The sequence below is a fragment of the Ruegeria sp. B10 genome (assembly GCF_056539825.1).
Window position 1 is genome coordinate 303261 of record NZ_JBQFVP010000002.1, and the last position, 16865, is coordinate 320125.

The 16865-nt window shown below is 57.2% G+C and carries 15 protein-coding genes; all 15 read right to left on the bottom strand.

Annotation, left to right across the window (positions count from 1 at the left end; genetic code table 11):
* Window positions 1-312: 312 nt before the first annotated feature.
* Window positions 313-1320: a LacI family DNA-binding transcriptional regulator gene (locus ACR0J4_RS03885; protein ID WP_170376162.1), complete on the bottom strand. Its 1008-nt coding sequence runs from the start codon at window positions 1318-1320 to the stop codon at window positions 313-315.
* Window positions 1321-1325: 5 nt separating this feature from the next.
* A complete protein-coding gene (locus ACR0J4_RS03890; RefSeq protein ID WP_170642340.1) occupies window positions 1326-2495 on the bottom strand; it encodes a dihydrodipicolinate synthase family protein in 1170 nt (389 codons plus the stop codon).
* Between the two features lie 4 nt (window positions 2496-2499).
* Window positions 2500-2808, bottom strand: coding sequence for a Dabb family protein (locus ACR0J4_RS03895; protein ID WP_170551793.1), 309 nt, complete (start codon window positions 2806-2808; stop codon window positions 2500-2502).
* A gap of 2 nt (window positions 2809-2810) precedes the next feature.
* A complete protein-coding gene (locus ACR0J4_RS03900; protein ID WP_170642342.1) occupies window positions 2811-4397 on the bottom strand; it encodes a GMC family oxidoreductase N-terminal domain-containing protein in 1587 nt (528 codons plus the stop codon).
* A gap of 16 nt (window positions 4398-4413) precedes the next feature.
* A complete protein-coding gene (locus ACR0J4_RS03905) occupies window positions 4414-5172 on the bottom strand; it encodes a 3-ketoacyl-ACP reductase (protein WP_170642344.1) in 759 nt (252 codons plus the stop codon).
* A complete protein-coding gene (locus ACR0J4_RS03910) occupies window positions 5169-6659 on the bottom strand; it encodes a GMC family oxidoreductase (protein WP_170747282.1) in 1491 nt (496 codons plus the stop codon). The genes ACR0J4_RS03905 and ACR0J4_RS03910 overlap by 4 nt, the downstream gene beginning before the upstream one ends.
* Window positions 6656-7768 carry a sn-glycerol-3-phosphate ABC transporter ATP-binding protein UgpC gene (locus ACR0J4_RS03915; RefSeq protein WP_170642348.1) on the bottom strand — a complete coding sequence of 371 codons (1113 nt, stop codon included), beginning with the start codon at window positions 7766-7768 and terminating at the stop codon, window positions 6656-6658. The genes ACR0J4_RS03910 and ACR0J4_RS03915 overlap by 4 nt, the downstream gene beginning before the upstream one ends.
* 6 nt (window positions 7769-7774) lie before the next feature.
* Entirely contained in the window at window positions 7775-8656 is an 882-nt protein-coding gene (locus tag ACR0J4_RS03920; RefSeq protein ID WP_068340098.1) for a carbohydrate ABC transporter permease, read from the bottom strand.
* Complete coding sequence (locus tag ACR0J4_RS03925) at window positions 8656-9549, bottom strand: carbohydrate ABC transporter permease (RefSeq protein ID WP_170376146.1); 894 nt, start codon at window positions 9547-9549, stop codon at window positions 8656-8658. The genes ACR0J4_RS03920 and ACR0J4_RS03925 overlap by 1 nt, the downstream gene beginning before the upstream one ends.
* A gap of 101 nt (window positions 9550-9650) precedes the next feature.
* A complete protein-coding gene (locus ACR0J4_RS03930) occupies window positions 9651-10889 on the bottom strand; it encodes an ABC transporter substrate-binding protein (RefSeq protein WP_170551916.1) in 1239 nt (412 codons plus the stop codon).
* Window positions 10890-10957: 68 nt separating this feature from the next.
* Window positions 10958-12481 carry an aldehyde dehydrogenase family protein gene (locus tag ACR0J4_RS03935; protein ID WP_170747281.1) on the bottom strand — a complete coding sequence of 508 codons (1524 nt, stop codon included), beginning with the start codon at window positions 12479-12481 and terminating at the stop codon, window positions 10958-10960.
* 4 nt (window positions 12482-12485) lie between these two features.
* Window positions 12486-13253 (bottom strand): enoyl-CoA hydratase/isomerase family protein, encoded by a 768-nt coding sequence (locus ACR0J4_RS03940; RefSeq protein ID WP_170747280.1) that lies wholly within the window; start codon window positions 13251-13253, stop codon window positions 12486-12488.
* Window positions 13250-14821 (bottom strand): CoA-transferase, encoded by a 1572-nt coding sequence (locus ACR0J4_RS03945; RefSeq protein WP_170747279.1) that lies wholly within the window; start codon window positions 14819-14821, stop codon window positions 13250-13252. The genes ACR0J4_RS03940 and ACR0J4_RS03945 overlap by 4 nt, the downstream gene beginning before the upstream one ends.
* Entirely contained in the window at window positions 14821-15822 is a 1002-nt protein-coding gene (locus ACR0J4_RS03950; protein WP_170642356.1) for a Gfo/Idh/MocA family protein, read from the bottom strand. The genes ACR0J4_RS03945 and ACR0J4_RS03950 overlap by 1 nt, the downstream gene beginning before the upstream one ends.
* 213 nt (window positions 15823-16035) lie before the next feature.
* Window positions 16036-16860 carry a TauD/TfdA family dioxygenase gene (locus tag ACR0J4_RS03955; RefSeq protein ID WP_170642358.1) on the bottom strand — a complete coding sequence of 275 codons (825 nt, stop codon included), beginning with the start codon at window positions 16858-16860 and terminating at the stop codon, window positions 16036-16038.
* Between the last annotated feature and the right edge of the window lie 5 nt (window positions 16861-16865).

The following is a 16865-nucleotide window of genomic DNA, read 5'->3' on the forward strand; positions in this document are numbered from 1 at the left end:
CCCCTCCCCTAGATTGCCATTGAGTGTACCACTTCTTGCCCGCTCAATTCTTGACAAGGATCAATAAGCACATTGGCGGAAAGTTTCGGGACTCACGTCGCTGCCAAGCTTGTGCAGCAGATCTTCGAGATTCAGAAGCGAGAGCGGCAATCGAGTGTATAGCGTCACCGCAATGCGGATGATCTCGAGACAAGATTCAAAGTGTTTAAGAAAGTCAGGTCTGGTTTTGGCAAAAGCTGCGCAACCGCCATGCCCCGCTTTACCAAAGTTCTTCTGACAAAACCTCTCGACAAAGGCTGGTATAGTCTTTTGCTACACCGTGTCTTTCGTAGTTTGCCTCAATACCAAGCGCGTTGAACTCCGCGTGTGTTGCGCAGGCGCGACACCATCCTGCAACCACAGCAAAACAGTGTCCGCAACTTGTTCTCCAAACTCAGAGACGCCGCAATGTACTGTAGACAAAGCTGGCCAGCATTCTGATGCTTCCTTGATGTCGTCGAAACCGACGATCTGAAACTCCGTTCCAATCTTGACCTGAGTTTCATGGCAGGCATTGATCATCCCAAAAGCAACGAGATCATTGAAACAAACTGCGGCATCGCATTCAGGGTGTTCTTTGAAGAGGCCAACCGTTGCTTCATGTCCAAATGATCGGCTGGATTCCCCTGTTTTTACAATAGGCTGCAAGTGGTTGTCTTTCATCGCACTGATATAGCCGGACAGCCTTTCCTGAGTAACTTCGGCACCATCCAGACCACCGATAAAGGCGATGTTTCGCGCGCCTGTTTCGATCAGGTACTGTGTTGCCGCGCGTCCACCCTCTGCGTAATCAGGAGCGATAAAGGGAAATCTGCCCGTTTCGCTTTCAACCTGTCGCAAGACTTGCATCAATGGAATGCCAGCTCGCTCTACCGCGGAGAGGGTGTTTGTGACATCGCCATAAGCTGGCGAAAGGATCAAGGCAGAAACACCGTGCTCGAGCATTGCGCCCACCACCTGATCCTGAAGTTCGGGGTCTTCGTTCGTGTTGGCCAACACAACCGCATAGCCTCGGGACCCCAGCGCCATTTGCAACGAAGTCGCAAACTCGGTGAAAAACGGGTTGGTTAGGTCGTTGATCACCAAACCTATTAGCGCCGTTCCCGTGGCTCGCAGATTTGCCGCCGATCGGTTGTAGACATACCCAATCTCTTTCATCGCGGTATGGACGAGCTTGCGTGTCTCCGGCTTCACCTGTGGGCTGCCCTGCAACACAAGGCTTACCGTCGACTTGGAAACGCCCGCAGAGTTGGCGACATCTATGATCGTGGGTCTTCGCATTCAGGCTATTGTTCAACTCCATGCAAGCTAAGAAGCGTGGTCATCCGTGCTTTAGCCAGTTCAGGATCCGAGAGTAAACCGGCCTGATCCGCCAATCTGAACACTTGCGCGTAGTGGCAGATGTCTCGGCTGGATTGGAACCCACCCGGCATGATGAAATGAGACTGGGCTCCGTTCAGCCATGCCAGATAGGCAATCCCGGCCTTGTAGAACCGCGTCGGAGCCTTAAATATCTCTCGGCTGAGGGGAATAGTCGGTGCGAACAGCGCGTTGTAGCGATCCATGTCGCCCATTACCAACGCCTCAAGCGCCTGGCTAGCGGCGGGGGCGATAGCAGCGAAAATGCCAAGCAGAGCGTGCGAAAAATGCGTTCCATCCCCGGCAATAAGATCGGCGTAGTTGAAATCGTCACCTGTGTAGAGGCGCACGTCGTCCGGCAGCCGCGCGCGGAAGGCTTCTTCATGTGCCTGATCAAGCAAGGATATTTTTATCCCGTCAACCTTGGCAGGATTTTCGTTGATCAGGGACAACACAAAGTCGCTGGCCGCGTCGATATCCGTGATACCCCAATAGCCCGTCAATGCAGGATCGAACATATCCCCAAGCCAGTGCAGGATTACTGGGTTCGCCGCCCCATCGATAAGCGCGCGATAGACGTCGTGATATGTGTCCGGACCCGCGTTGATCGCTGGAAAGGCACGTGACGCCATGAGGATCAATTGCCCTCCGGCGGCCTCGATAGCCTCGGCCTGGTGCTCGTAGGCTGACAGAATTTCACCTGCTGTGTTCAACGCGCTTAGAGGCAGATGATCGGTCCCAGCGCCACAAGCCACCCGGGGCGACAACGGATGCGCTTGCGCCGCCTTCATTGTGCGCTGGATCAACTCCAACGCGGTCTCCCAATCGACGCCCATACCCCGTTGTGCGGTATCCATAGCTTCGGCCAGACCCAGCCCCTGATCCCAGAGCCCCTGACGAAATCGCAGTGTCGCTTCCCAATCAACCGTGGGGCGTCCATCCCAGGGGTTACGTTCTGCCAGCGGATCAGAAACCACATGAGCCGCTGCAAAGGCCGTGCGCGTAAGAGGCACCTGCGGCGCGCGCGGTAATAGCGGCGTTCCGGTCAGCGCATAGGGTTCCAATTGCCCCTCAGGGTTTGGCAAAATCAATTTCATTTTCTCAAACCTCCAAATCCAGAACCAGAATGCCGTCGATACCACCCACCGCGTTCTCGACCAGTTGCGCGCCCAGCGCCTTATGCGTTTTGTTGTTCTGATAGGCCTCCAGCGCGGCCCAATCGTCGAAGTCGATCACGAACCCATGCATGTATCCGCGTTCAATCTGCTCGGGGCTTTCACTACGCCCCCCGGTGAACCCGCTGGCTCCGGGAAGGGCCTTGGACACGTCCTCGAGGCCTTTGTAGATGGCTCCGATTTTCTCTTCGGTCACGTCGGCGCGGAATTTGGTCAGTACGATGTGGCGGATCATGTTCAGAAACCCTGATCTTGTTTGATCATGTCGGCAGCTTTTTCCCCGATCATGATTGTAGGTGCATTGGTGTTCGATGAATTGACCGTCGGCATAATCGACGCATCCGCGACGCGGAGCCCTTCGATCCCATTGAATCGCAGGCGCGGGTCCAGAACGGCTTCGGCGTCACTGCCCATACGGCAGGTTCCAGCGCAGTGGTGCGATGTCTTCGAATGTACGCAGATAAAATCGAAGTACTCCTGCTCGGTCCGCACGTCCGGGCCCGGCAAACGTTCTGCCAAGATGTATGGCTTCAGCGCATCCTGCGCGAGGATATTCTGCACCAGTTTCAGCCCCCGAATGGACATCTCGCGATCGTAAGGATCCGCCAGATAGTTGGGATCAATAAGCGGCATCACCGCGGGGTCTGAACTTTGCAACCGGACGGTTCCGCGTGACCTGGGGCGCAGGAAGCAGGCGTTCAGCGTAACCCCGCCGTTGGGCATCGCCTCGACCCCAGCCTCAATGCCGGTACCAAGCCCCAGATGCATTTGAAGATCCGGCGAACGCGCATCCGGGTCTGCGTACCAGAACCCACCCGTTTCAAACAGACTGGACGCGACCGGTCCCTTGCGGGTGAAAAGGTATTGCAGACCTGCGAAGGCTGAAAGGTGAAGCTTGGCGAAACGGTCATAGGTGTGCGGGCCGGTCACTTCGCAAATCGAGTACAAATCTAGATGGTCTTGCAGGTTCGCGCCGACCTGAGGCTGATGATAAACCGCGTCGATACCTAGACTGTCCAAATGATCCGCTGGGCCGATACCCGACAGTTGCAACAAACGCGGTGAACCGACGGCACCTGAGGACAGAACGACCTCTTTCGCGGCGGAGATCTTGTCCCCGTTCATCATCTCGACACCAGTCGCCCTGCCCTTGTCCACCATGATGCGGCGGACCTGTGCGCCGGTGCGCACGGTCAGGTTCGGGCGGCTGCGGTTCGGCGCGATAAACGCCATCGCGGCAGATGAGCGTCGCGCATTGCGTTGGGTCAGCTGATAGTACCCCGCGCCATCCTGCTTCGCCCCATTCACATCCCGCGTTTCGGGAATCCCCACTTCCCCTGCAGCTTTGATGTAGGCATCGCAGATTGGCAAAGGTGCTGCGGGCATGGACACGCCCAGCGGTCCGCCTTTGCCGTGAAACTCGTCGTCGTAGGTGTCGTTGTCCTCGGATTTTTTGAAATAGGGCAGCACGTCGGCATAGCTCCACCCTTCGCACCCCATCTGTCTCCAGTCATCGTAATCCTGAGCTGCACCCCGTGTGTAGATTTGCGCGTTGATCGCAGACCCTCCGCCGATCACCTTGGCCTGAGTGTAGTTGAAGACCTTGTTCTGCATGTGCTTTTGCGGAACCGTAGACCAGCCCCAGCTGCCGATACCCTTGGTCATCTTCGCGAACCCAGCGGGTAAGTGAAAGAACGGGTGACGGTCGGTGGAGCCGGCCTCTAACAACAGCACACGTGCCGAGGGTTCTTCGGAAAGACGTGCGGCGATCACCGAGCCTGCGGAGCCGCCCCCAATGACAATGAAATCATATCCTTCAGACATTCTTGTGTGCCCTGACTTACAGACGTGAAATCGACAAGCCGCCATCCACCGGGATGACGGCGCCGTTCGCAAAGTGCATCTGCCCCTGAACCAGTGGGACGACAACGGACCCAATGTCCTCGGGCGCACCCCAGCGTGCCGCGGGAACAAGACCGCCTTCGATACGGTCGGTGTATTTGTCGCGCACGCCCGCCGTCATCTCGGTGGCGATGATGCCGGGCCGCAGTTCAAAGACGCCGATGCCTTCGGGGGCCAAGCGTACTGCGAACAACTGCGCCATCATCGCTGCGGCCGCCTTGGACACGCAGTACTCGGCGCGTTCGATCGATACCATTGTCGCGCTGACAGAGGTGACAAAGGTGATCGAACGATAGGTATCTTGCGGCTGCGCTAACATGCGCCGAGCCACCTCTTGCGCCAGAAAAAACGCGCCTCGCAGGTTGATATTCTGCACAAAATCCCAGTTCTCAGGCTTCAGATCCAGCATGTCACCACGCACCGGCGCCCCTACGCCTGCGTTGTTTATCAACGCGGTGATCGGGCCCAAATCGGCTTCGATCTGATCCAGTAGCGTCGGAACGTGATCAATGTCTGATACATCGTGCTGCACATAGATTGCGCTTGGGCCAAGCTCTGCCAAAGCCGCCTGAACCACCGGTTTGTCGGGTGCCGAGCGAGAGGCTATTGCGACCTTGTACCCCGCCGCGATCAAGGCGCGCGCCACCCCGAGACCAATGCCCTGTTGTCCTCCGGTCACCAATGCTGTTCCCGTCATGCGGCGAACTCCGTTTCAATAATGTGACGACCTGCCCGGAGCGCGAGTGCGGCTATAGTGAGGGCCGGGTTCACCGCCGCAGATGTCGGAAGAACTGACGCGTCGACGATGAACAGGTTCTTGTGGTCGTGGCTACGACAGAACGTATCGACGACACTGCTTGACGGATCATTGCCCATCCGCGCTGTGCCGCATTGATGTGACGGAGTGCGCCGATCAAATGGTCGCGACAATACTACAGGAAACCCGGCCTGCTTCAGATGCGCCTTTAGCCGCGCAACCAAGGCCTCGTGCGCAGCCCAATTCGAGCGCCTCCAATCCAGCCTGATCTGGTCGCCTACGACCGTTACACGGCTTTCTGGGTTCGGCAGATCCTCGGACATCGCATAGAAATCAAAGCTGCGATTGGCGATCAGTGCTGCAAGTGGACCCGGTAGATGGGTTTGCGACGCAAGGATCGGCCCAGTGATCTTTCCCAACATCTGAATGTTGCCCAACGGCAAGCCACCCTGTCCGTCGCTGTTGTAATAGTCGTTGAACATCAATGTCTTTTGATAGACAGCTCTGTTGCGACGCAGTGGATGAAGGGCCAGCACCGCCGAACAATTGTGGTTCATGAAGTTCCGCCCGACCTGATCGGACCGATTGGCCAGACCGGTTGGGCAATTATCATTCGCGGACTGCAGCAATAGGACCGAGGACTGCACCGCACCTGCTGCAAGCACGATGACCGGCGCACTCAAGGCACCGTGGCCTTCAACTTCGACGCTTGTGATGCGACCAAGGGCATCAGCCTTCAGTTTTCGGACACGCGCGTCAGTCAGCAGTTCGACATTGCCGTGCTTCAATGCCTCGGCCAGCGCACAGGTTTCGGCATCCATTTTGCCGCCGCATGTATTGGGAAACGCATCCCAAGTTGTTTGCCCAGCCTCTAGCCAGGTCTCAATTTCCACGCCCAAAGGCACTGAGGATGGCGTCAGGCCTGCTTGGCTTAGCCGCGTCCTCAGGTCTGCAATATCAACCTCATCCGGCACAGGTGGGTGCGGGTAACCCCCACTGTGCGGTGGCTCGGTGGGATCTTCTTTGGTGGTCCCACGCGCGTCGTAAATCTGTTCCGCGGCGGTGTAGTCCGGCTCCAGCTCTTCGTAGGGCATGGGCCAGCCGTTAGAGTAGCCCCCCATATGCTGACGCGGCTCAAAATCCTCTTTCCGATAACGTATCAAAGCTGCGCCGTAGAACTTGGAATTGCCACCAACGCAGTAGTAGTTTCCGGGGTTGAAAGGCTTGCCTGCTCCATCCAGCCATGTTTCATCGGGGCGAAAGTGCCCACTAGCAAAGATCGCCCTTGGGTCTCGATCCTGAGGTGAGGGCTGCAATCTCTCACCTCGTTCAAGGATCAGAATGCGACGACCGGACGGGGCCAACGCCGCAGCCAGCGTTGCCCCCCCGATACCCGACCCGATGATTATGACGTCAGCCCGATTCATGGAAGGATCCGCATCTCGCTTTCGGGATCAAAAGCCACGGCCTTTTCCATGTTTACTGCAAAGTTGAAATCCTGCCCCGGTGCGACCTCTGCATCCGAACGCATACGCGCGATCACATCTCGCCCGCCCAATTGCATCGAGACGAAGGTGTCCGATCCAGCGGGCTCCGTCACCACGATACGGTTGGCCATTTGCGCGATGTTCGACGACTTTCGATCCGCGCCATCCATATCGGTGATAGTCTCAGGGCGAATTCCCAACAAAATCTCGCGCCCATCCCATGCGGCCAAGTTGTCTTGGCTGAACGGAAGTTGTGCCATGGATCCGTCGTGAACGGCGACCTCTGCATGGGGGCGGCCATTCAAGACCGTAACCTTGGCTGGTACCACGTTCATCGCAGGCGAACCCATGAATGTTGCAACGAAGATATTCGCAGGCGTGTCATAGATTTCCTGCGGCGTGCCCAGTTGCTGGACATAGCCACCGTTCATCACGGCGATCCGGCTTGAAAGCGTCATCGCCTCGATCTGGTCATGCGTCACGTAGACGATGGTGGTCCCGAGGTTCTGATGCAGCTTCTTGATCTCGGTTCGCATGTCGACGCGAAGCTTGGCATCGAGGTTCGAAAGCGGTTCATCGAACAGGAAGACATCAGGATTTCGCACCAGCGCGCGACCCATTGCAACCCGCTGACGTTGACCGCCCGACAACTGACCGGGCTTGCGATCCAACAACTGCTCAATTTGCAAGAGCTTGGCGACGTCAGCCATGGCCTTGTCACGCTCGGGCTTAGGCACCCCGTGCATCTCAAGCCCGAAAGTGATGTTCTGCCCGACCGTCATATTGGGATACAAAGCATAGCTTTGGAACACCATTGCGATGTTGCGGTTGGACGGGTGCACCCCGTTCATCACCTGATCCTTGATGCGGATTTCACCGCTGGTGATCTCCTCCAGCCCCGCGATCATGTTCAGCAGAGTGGATTTGCCACAGCCCGAGGGACCGACCAGCACCAAGAACTCACCCTCCTGCACCGAGATATCCACTTTGTGCAGAACCTCGACTGCCCCGTAGGATTTAGTCGCGTTGTCTATGTCTAGAAAACCCATGAGGTCTTATCCTTTCACCGAACCCGCCATCAGGCCGCGGACGAAGTATCGACCGGCCACGATGTAGACGAGCAGAGTTGGCATGGCCGCCAAAATGGCGCCTGCGAAATGAACGTTGTATTCCTTCACACCGGTTGACGACTGCACCAGATTGTTCAGTGCCACCGTCATTGGCTGGCTGTTGGCATCGGCAAAGGACGCTCCGAACAGGAAGTCATTCCAAATATTGGTGAACTGCCAGATGATCGAAACCACAGCGATCGGCCCGGAACTGGGCAGAAGTATGCGCCAGAATATCTGGAAGAACCCGGCGCCATCGATCTGCGCCGCCCGGATCAGCTCGGTCGGGAACACAGCATAGTAGTTGCGGAAGTAGAGCGTGGTGAAGCCAATCCCGTAGACAACGTGGACAAGCGCAAGACCCCAGGTGGTGCCTGCCAGCCCGATTATGCCCAACATCCGCGCCATTGGGATCAGAACAATCTGGAACGGGATGAAGCAGGCGAACAGCATAAGACCGAATAGGATGGTGTCATACTTGAAGCGCCACTTGGTCAGCACATAGCCATTCAACGCCCCAAGAATGGTCGAGACGATCACCGCCGGAACCACCATCTTGATCGAGTTCCAGAAGTAGGGCTTCAGCCCTGTAGGATCGACGCCGATCTGCGCCGAAGACCACGCCTTGAGCCACGGCTCAATCGTGAACACCTGCGGCAGGTTCATCATGCCGCCGCCGGTGATCTCTTCCAATGGCTTCACAGAGTTCACCAGCATGACGTAGAGCGGCAGCAGGTAGAAAAGACCGAACAGCAGCAGCACCAGGTAGATCAGCGTGCGCGTGACGCGGCCGGTTCGGATTGCGGTATCCTGAGTTGCTTGAGACATCAGCGTTTCTCCCGCAATTCGGCGTAAAGATAGGGGATCATGATCGCCGCAATGGTCATCAGCATGATCGTGGCCGACGCCGCACCGATCCCCATCTGGTTTCGCGTGAACGTGTAAGAATACATGAAGGTCGCGGGCAGTTCTGTGGCACGACCCGGCCCGCCGCCGGTCAGGGCAATCACTAGGTCAAAGGTTTTGATCGCCAGGTGGCTGAGGATCACGAAAGCCGACAAGAAGGCTGGTCGTAGTTGCGGGATAATGATCCGGCGATAGAGGTTCCAGTTCGAGGCCCCATCCATTTGCGCAGCCCGCAGGATCTCGTTGTCGATCCCACGCAGGCCAGCCAGAAACATTGCCATAACGAAACCGCTGGTTTGCCAGACGGCTGCAAGAACCACTGTGTAGATGGCGTAATCGCGATTTTTTATCCAGTCGAACTCGAAGCTGGTCCAGCCCCATGTGTGCATCACGTTTTCCAACCCGATGCCAGGGTCAAGGAACCACTTCCAGGCTGTACCGGTGACGATGAAACTCAGGGCCATCGGATAGAGGTAGATGGGACGCAGCAGCCCTTCTCCCCGGATTTTCTGATCAAGGAAGATCGCCAGACCCAGGCCGATACAGGTGCAGATCACGATATAGAGGCTCGCGAAAATCCCCATATTGATCAACGAGGTTTCCCAATGGCTCAGCCGCCACAGTTTGTCGTAGTTTTCCCATCCGACCCATCCAAAGGACGGCAGGATGCGACTGTCGGTGAATGACAGGTAGACCGAAAACAGAATGAACCCGTAGACAAAGACCAACATCATCGCCAGCGACGGCGAAAGGACCAGCTTGGGTATCCAGTTCTGAAGGCGTGTCTTGAAATCCGCGTCGGCTGAAGCAGCCATGGCGCGCCCTCCTCGTTCGAGTCGTGTTAGATCGGAGCTTTTGCGCCCACTTGGTGACAGGGCGGCCAGACCGCCGCCCCATCGGGAGGATCACTTACGGATCACTTGGCGATCGAAACGGCGTCAACCAGTTCGGTCACGGCATCTTCGCTGCCGTACTCGCCGTTAAAGTGGGCGGTCACCACGTCATAGACGGCGTTCTTGACTGACGCAGGCGCGGCATGTCCGTGTGCCATGGAGCCGAACAGGTTGCCTGACGAAGCCGCAGCGGCCAAATCTTTCATGCCCTGCTGACCACAGGCATCTAGATCGCTGCCATCAACGTCTGTCCGCGCAGGCACCGAACCCTTCACCTTGTTGAACGCAATCTGGAAGGATGGCGACAGGATCGCACTGGCCAGCGCGGCTTGCTCGGCCGATACCGTACCGCCCTGGTCAAACATCATGAACTGGTCAGCGTTGAAGGTGACCTGATCCTGAGTACCCGGGAAGCGGAAGCACAGGAAGTCCTCACCCGGCACTTTGCCCGCGTTCAGGAATTCGCCTTTGGCCCAGTCACCCATCATCTGGAAACCGGCTTCACCGTTTATAACCATCGCTGTCGCCAGGTTCCAGTCGCGACCCGAGAAGTTCTCGTCCACGTTGTCGCGGATAAAGGCCATACGGTCGAACGCTTCTTTCATCGCGTCGCCACCCAGCGTTTCTTCGTCCAAGTCGATGAAGGCCGCTTTGTAGCCATCAGGCCCCAGCGTCGACATCGCGATAGCATCGAAAACGGTCGCATCCTGCCATGCCTGACCACCATGCGCGATCGGAGTGACACCAGCAGCTTTCAACGCCTCTACTGCGGCAACGAATTCGTCCCAGTTGGTGGGCTGAGCAATACCATTAGCGTCCAGCACCGCTTTGTTGGCCCAGACCCAGTTGGTCGAGTGCACGTTCACAGGGGCCGAGACCCATTTGCCGTCATGCTTGGCGAAGGCTTTCAGCGCATCTGGAACAACGTCATCCCAACCTTCCTGGGCTGCCACTTCGTTCAGATCTGCCAGCGCGCCCTGATCGGCCCAATCCAGAATGTCAAAGCCCAGCGCCTGAACGGCTGTCGGAGCGTTGCCGGCAGTCACGCGTGCGCGCAGAACGGTCATCGCCTGCTCACCACCGCCACCGGCTACAGGCATGTCGGTCCAGCCGATGCCCTGCCCGGACAGGTCGTCCTTGAGAACGTTTAGTGCTGCGGCCTCACCGCCAGACGTCCACCAATGCAGAACTTCCACGTCTTCAGCGTGCGCAAGGCTGGTCGTGCACAGTAAACCTGCTACAAACAGCGATTTTGTCTTCATAAATTTACGCATTCTTGTTTCCTCCCTTAATGCGTTATTCTCACTCGGGACCAATCTGGTACCCGGTCTTAGTCTTGCGGAACCCATGGCGCCCGGCTGTTGCCGATACGCATGACCACTGATTTCACTTCGAAGAATTCCTCGAACCCATATCGTCCGATTTCCCGCCCCTGCCCGGATTGTTTGACCCCACCGAAAGCGACCTCGGGGAACCCGTCCATCCAGGTGTTGGTCCAGACCGTTCCCGCTTCTGCTCGGCGGGCAAACTCTAGGCAGGTGTGAACGTTTTCGCTCCAGACCCCTGCCGACAGACCGTAAGCGCTATCATTGGTGAGCGCGATGGCTTCGTCCAGTGTTTTGAAAGTTAAAACAGACAGAACAGGCCCGAATACTTCATCGCGGGCAATGGGCATATCAGGCGAGACGTCGGAAATCACCGTCGGCTGATAGAACTGAGCGCCGAGGCCTTCGACCTCCAGCGGCTCACCACCCAGATCAATAGTCGCACCCGAAGCCTGCGCCTGTTTGACATACGCGTCGATTTTTGAGTTGTGCTCGGACGTTACGATAGCCCCAACCTGCGTTGTCGGGTCCAAAGGATCGCCGAATTTGACTTTGCGCGAAAGGGCGACGACACGTTCGCGGAAGTCGTCAGCAATATCCTCATGCACGATTATACGACTGCTTGAATTGCAGCACTGGCCAACATTGAAATAGACACCGAACACAACCGCATCAGCGGCTGCATTCAGATCGGCGTCGGGAAAGATGACCTGAGGGTTCTTGCCCCCAAGCTCAAGCGCGACCTTCTTGAGTGTATCCGATGCTACTGTGCTGATCGTCTTGCCCACAGCGGTTGAGCCCGTAAAGCTGATCATGTCCACGCTGTCATGGCTCGACATCACGCTGCCAACGGGAACTCCGTAACCCAGAACGATATTGCATACACCGGCGGGCAATCCGGCTTCGACCAGCAACTCGCCCAGCATCAAGGTTGTCGACGGTGTCATCTCAGACGGCTTCACAACAACGGTGCAGCCAGCCGCCAATGCGAAGGGCAGCTTCTGACTGAGAATCCAGAACGGGAAGTTCCATGGCGTAATGATGGACACGACACCGATGGGTTCCTTTAGTACGACACCCATCATGTCTGCGCCAAGAGTGTTATGACTGTCGCCGTGCGTGCTGCGTGCCAATGAGGCCGCATAGCGCCAAAGGTCTGCTGCACCGCCAACCTCGCCCTTGGATTGGCTGATCGGTTTACCGCTTTCCAGCGTTTCGATCAGTGCAATCCGGTCGACATTATGCGCAATCAGGTCGGCAACCTTCAGCAAAACGGTGGCCCGTTCTTTGCCTGATGCCCGGCTCCAAACACCGCTGTCGAACGACTTGCGCGCCGCCTGGATCGCAGCCTCGGCTTCAGTCTCGCCACCCAAGGCTGACCGGCTGACGATGTGCCCGTGCGAGGGCGAGCGCCGTTCGAACGTCTCACTCGACGCACTATTCTGCCACCTGCCATCGATGAGATGCCGACCTTCGAACAACGGCGGCAGCTCGAATGGGATAGCAGGGTTGATGGTGATGTCTTTCATATTGTCAAAGGCCCGAAAATGTGGGGTTACGTTTTTCCATGAACGCTGCGACGCCTTCTTCGCGGTCCGCTGAGTCCGCAATTGCTGCACTACCAAGGGCTTCGACCACGGCATGTGTATCTTCACCGACCGCTGCATGGATCATGTTTTTTGAGATTTCGGTGGCGCGGGGCGAAAGAGAACTAAGTTCGAAGGTGATCTCAAGCGCGCGCGCCAAAACGTCGTCAGCCACCTCGGTCGCATAGCCTAAGGCCAGTGCGCGGTCGGCACCGATACGGCGCCCGAAGAGTGCCATTTCCTTCACCGAGGCTTCGGGGATCAGCCGGGTCAACCGCTGTGTCCCGGACCAGCCGGGCACGATCCCGACCCGAGCTTCGGGCAAAGCCAGCGTGGACCGCGGGGTCATCAGGCGCAGATCGCAGCAACTGGCCAGCTCTAGCCCGCCGCCGAAGGCGTGACCGTTGATCGCTGCAATTGTCGGCTTGCCGATCCGCGCCAAGCGATCGAATATACGATGCCCGTCACGGACCCAATGGCGCGCGAATTCGGCGGGGCTCAGACCGCCCCAAGCGCCAATATCGGCCCCACAACAGAACGCTTTTTCCCCGGCGCCAGTCAGAACCAGCGCACGAACGGACGCGACACGCTCGACCTCTGTCAGGCCAGTTTCCAGCGCGTGCAGCATATCTACAGTTAGCGCATTGAGCTTGGCCTCGTTGTCCAAAGTCAGGACGGCGGTTGCACCCTCGATATGAATGCGAAGCTTGCTCACAGTGTCATCCCCATCGGGCCAACTGCGAATAGCGACTTGGACATTTGAACCGCGTTTTCCGCGACTTTGACGCGACCGCCTGAAGCTTCTACAATATCGCGCTGCGCCTCAATGCCGGGCATGATTTCCGTCGCGACCAGCCCCTGATCCGTCAGGCGTATGACGCAACGCTCAGTCACATAGAGCACATCCTGACCGGTTTCCCGTGCACGGCGGCCCGAGAATGTGACATGCTCGACCTGATCCACCATCTTCGTGAATTTTCCTGGGGCATTCACACGGATACCATCATCCGCCAGATCAATCTTGGCGCCGGCTTCGAACCAGCCCGAGAACACGATCTTTTTGGCCCGCGCGGTAATGTCGACAAAGCCGCCACATCCTGCAGTCAGATAGGGTTTTTTACCGAGTTTGGAGACGTTCACATTGCCCTCGACATCGACCTCGAGGAACGAGAGGAACGACATGTCGAACCCGCCGCCCTGGAAGTAGATAAATTGCTGAGGTGACGGCACAAAGGCATGTGCGTTGGATGCGCAGCCAAAGGCAAAGCCGGTCAATGGGACGCCGCCAACGGCCCCCTGTTCAATCGCCCATGTCACCGCCTGAGGATGCCCCTCTTCCAACAAAACACGCGGGACCATAGCGCTGATGCCAAAGCCCAAGTTGGCGCTCATGCCGCTGCGCAGTTCTTGGGCGGCACGACGCGCGATGACCTTTTCGACACCATGCTCGGCCAGTGAAAAGCTGTCCCAAGGGCGCATAATCTGGCCAGAGATCGCAGGGTCATACGAGGTCTCTGTCGTTTGCATCTGCTCTGGGTCTTCAACGATCAGATCGACCAAGTGACCTGGCACGCGCACGTCATGGGGGCGCAAGCTACCCGCGGCAGTCACACGTTGAACCTGTGCGATCACGAGTCCACCGTGGTTGCGTACGCAAATCGCTTGTTCCAATCCGCCCAGATAGGCACCTTCATGTTCATAGGTCAGGTTGCCAAATTCATCCGCGGTGGTTGCGCGCAAAACGCACACGTTCGGATTGATGTTTGGGAAGTGCAACCAAGTCTGACCGTCGAATTCCTTTCGGTTAACGATTGGAGCCGTCGCACCACGCGCGTTCATCGCGCATCCTTCGCGAACAGGATCCACGAAAGTCTCAAGCCCGACCTGCGTCAGAACACCAGGCCGATGCGCTGCGGCTTCGCGGTGCATGTCAAACAGAATTCCAGACGGCACGTTGTAAGCGGCCACCCGATCCTCGACGATCATCTTCCAGATTTCCGGCATCTCAAGGCTGGAAGGGCCGGACGGGTATGAACCGGCGAGAACGCGGCTTAGCAGTCCATCCTGCGCCAGATAATCCATTCCCTTCACGCCATACATATCCCCGGCGGCGATTGGGTGCAGCGTTGTAATGTTGCGCGGATGCCCTTCAGAGCGAAACCGCAATCCAAGTGCCTTCAGCACGAGGTCTGGGCACCCCAACGCAGAGGACGACGATACAGTGACAACCGCATTGTCTGGGATACGAGAAACGGCCTCGGAAACGGAAACAAGCTTGGTCATCAGATACCGCCATAATCTATGTTGATACGTTCACCCGACGCTGCGGCCTCACGAACGCTCAGCGCGATTGACAGCGATTTCACGCCATCAGGCCCGTCGGCAGCAGGACGGCCTTGTCCCGCCGCTGCGGCGACAAATTCCGAAACGCCTTGAACGTAGAGAGAGTGATCCGAAAACGGTATCTCTTCACTTCCGGCTTCAGTCACCAGCTTTATTGCCCCAACCGGGCGCTGCGTCATGACGCCATCCGCAAAAATCGAACCCTCGGTTCCATGTACCTGCAGGCCAGACCCGGCAAAGGGGTGCGTAAAGCTTTCATGCGTCATGACCATCGCGCCCGAAGGCATCGTCCAGACGGACATGCACGAGTCTTCGACCCCCTGCCCCATCCCAGAACTGGCCATTTGCGCGACAACAGACACCGGGTCCTCGTTCAGCAGGAAACGCGTGACATCCGCGTCATGAACAACGATGTCTGGGATCACGCCACCACCAGCATCGGCCGAGTTGATACGCCACCCCTGCAAGTTCTCGGGCAAATGCACTGCGTGATGGATACGCAGCGAAAGAACCTCGCCCACGCGCCCGCCTGCAATGAGATCACGAATGGCACGATGACTGCCAGAGCATCGCAGATGGTGATTTGTACCAAAAGTCACGCCAGCCGCGTCGGCCGCGCGCACCATTTCGACAGCTTCCGCCTGCGTCATCCCAAGCGGCTTTTCACATAGAACATGCTTGCCAGCCGCGATGGCAGCCATCGCCTGACCATGGTGCTTCTCATTTGTGGAGGAAATGTAGACGGCTTTCACGCTATCGTCGGACAGCGCCGCGTTCAGGTCTGTGGTTGCATTGGGAATACCGTGCTCCTTAGCCCAGGTTTGCACCCGGTCAGGCGAATTGCTGACGACCCAGGTCACGTCGTTACCTGCCTGCTGACGCACCGCGTCCAACATATATTGCGAAGCTATAGTGCTCGCTCCGACAAATGCCCAGTTCATCTGATTTCCCCAAACTTGGAACGTTCCAAAATTTGTAGTGGAACGTTCCAAATTTGACAAGAAAAAACTCTGCGCGCACCTTAAAGGTAAGAAAACATGGCCAAAAAAAGCGACGCTTGATGCCTCATCCAAAACAATCACAGGGAAACGAAGAGATTCAGAGCGTGTCGGCACTCTGGCTGAGTCGCAGAAATTCGCCACGCGCTACTTGCATCAACGCGTCAGAGCGACCCCTTCCACGGTCACCCTGTGCATAAAACGTCGAAACCCATGGTAGTCGTTGATCGCTTTGTGCCACGTCGCTCTGTTATCCCAAATGGCGATATCCCCTTCCTGCCAACGCAGGCGGCATTGGAATTCAGGCTGCTTGCAATGATCATAGATCATCCCCAGCACCGCCGCAGACTCATCCGCGCTCAAGCCTTTGATTTCGGTCGTGAACACAGGGTTGACGAACAACCCGCGCCTACCGCTGAGAGGATGCGTGATGACAACGGGGTGCAAAGCGTCTTGCGTGGCAGCTTCGACGTTCCCCAAACGGCCGCTTTCTGCGGCTTCTGTGTCCATGATGCTGGCTCCAAAGACATGGCGAGAGGAATGAACCGCCCTCAAACCATCTAAGAAACCACGCATCGTGGGCGACAAAGCTTCGTAGGCGGCAGCCATCGACACAAACAACGTGTCGCCACCATGGGGCGGAACCTCCAGGGCGTGCAGGATCGAGCCCATAGCAGGCTCCTGATCATAGGAGTGGTCAGTATGCCACCCCTCTCCCACAGCTTCTTTCTGATCCTTCTCTTTCAACACCGTGGCAATCTCAGGATAGCCGTCCACCGGTTTGAAAAATCGGTTCACGTTGATTGGGCCGAACCTTCTCGCAAAGGTCAGATGCTCTTGTGGGCTAACGCTTTGGTCCCTCAATGCGATAACGGAATACTTAGCGAAGGCTGACTTAATTGCGTCGAATTGATCTTCACGCCGGATGTCCGCCCCGACGATTTCCGCACCCAATCCACCGGTGAGAGGTTTTACTTCCATGCGCC

Excerpts from the sequence above, each read along its gene's own strand:
- ACR0J4_RS03925 (WP_170376146.1), bottom strand. The coding sequence starts at position 9,549 with ATGGCTGCTTCAGCCGACGCGGATTTCAAGACACGCCTTCAGAACTGG.
- ACR0J4_RS03910 (WP_170747282.1), bottom strand. The coding sequence starts at position 6,659 with ATGAATCGGGCTGACGTCATAATCATCGGGTCGGGTATCGGGGGGGCA.
- ACR0J4_RS03950 (WP_170642356.1), bottom strand. The coding sequence starts at position 15,822 with ATGAACTGGGCATTTGTCGGAGCGAGCACTATAGCTTCGCAATATATG.
- ACR0J4_RS03930 (WP_170551916.1), bottom strand. The coding sequence starts at position 10,889 with ATGAAGACAAAATCGCTGTTTGTAGCAGGTTTACTGTGCACGACCAGC.
- ACR0J4_RS03905 (WP_170642344.1), bottom strand. The coding sequence starts at position 5,172 with ATGACGGGAACAGCATTGGTGACCGGAGGACAACAGGGCATTGGTCTC.
- ACR0J4_RS03895 (WP_170551793.1), bottom strand. The coding sequence starts at position 2,808 with ATGATCCGCCACATCGTACTGACCAAATTCCGCGCCGACGTGACCGAA.
- ACR0J4_RS03955 (WP_170642358.1), bottom strand. The coding sequence starts at position 16,860 with ATGGAAGTAAAACCTCTCACCGGTGGATTGGGTGCGGAAATCGTCGGG.
- ACR0J4_RS03890 (WP_170642340.1), bottom strand. The coding sequence starts at position 2,495 with ATGAAATTGATTTTGCCAAACCCTGAGGGGCAATTGGAACCCTATGCG.
- ACR0J4_RS03915 (WP_170642348.1), bottom strand. The coding sequence starts at position 7,768 with ATGGGTTTTCTAGACATAGACAACGCGACTAAATCCTACGGGGCAGTC.
- ACR0J4_RS03935 (WP_170747281.1), bottom strand. The coding sequence starts at position 12,481 with ATGAAAGACATCACCATCAACCCTGCTATCCCATTCGAGCTGCCGCCG.
- ACR0J4_RS03920 (WP_068340098.1), bottom strand. The coding sequence starts at position 8,656 with ATGTCTCAAGCAACTCAGGATACCGCAATCCGAACCGGCCGCGTCACG.
- ACR0J4_RS03900 (WP_170642342.1), bottom strand. The coding sequence starts at position 4,397 with ATGTCTGAAGGATATGATTTCATTGTCATTGGGGGCGGCTCCGCAGGC.
- ACR0J4_RS03945 (WP_170747279.1), bottom strand. The coding sequence starts at position 14,821 with ATGACCAAGCTTGTTTCCGTTTCCGAGGCCGTTTCTCGTATCCCAGAC.
- ACR0J4_RS03885 (WP_170376162.1), bottom strand. The coding sequence starts at position 1,320 with ATGCGAAGACCCACGATCATAGATGTCGCCAACTCTGCGGGCGTTTCC.